General features: G+C 53.8%; 1 pseudogene. It reads left to right on the top strand.

The features are described from left to right. Positions 1 to 219: 219 nt before the first annotated feature. A pseudogene (locus tag EOD29_RS30820) lies at positions 220 to 355 on the top strand (SDR family NAD(P)-dependent oxidoreductase); the annotation flags it as partial.

Here is a 355-nt window from a genome sequence, read left to right as displayed (position 1 = left end):
AGACTGGATATCGGCAGCGGGGGAGGGGGCGGCGCGGGCAATCATGGACGACATCGATCAGGGTGGACGAGTCATCCTTGCGCATGTGAGTGTAGCTGCTGCTGAATGACGTCTGTGTGGACGTCGATGCGATAATATTTGAGCGTAGGCAAACGTACATCTTGCGCCAGACGCTTTCTCATTTATGAGGCATCATATATCTAGATGTATGAGGGTCTTATGGCAACCGGATATATGCTGTTGACAGGCGCAAGCCGCGGGATTGGCCACGCAACCGTAAAGTTTATTTCAGGAGAAAGGCTGGCGCATCCTCACAGTGTCGCGACAGCCATTTTCAGAGGAATGCGCCTGGCCG

Origin of the sequence: Mesorhizobium sp. M1A.T.Ca.IN.004.03.1.1 (assembly GCF_003997555.1) — a bacterium.
In the GTDB taxonomy this organism is placed as follows: domain Bacteria; phylum Pseudomonadota; class Alphaproteobacteria; order Rhizobiales; family Rhizobiaceae; genus Mesorhizobium.
Note: the sequence above shows the minus strand (reverse complement) of the source record. Positions and strands in the feature narration are given on the sequence as shown.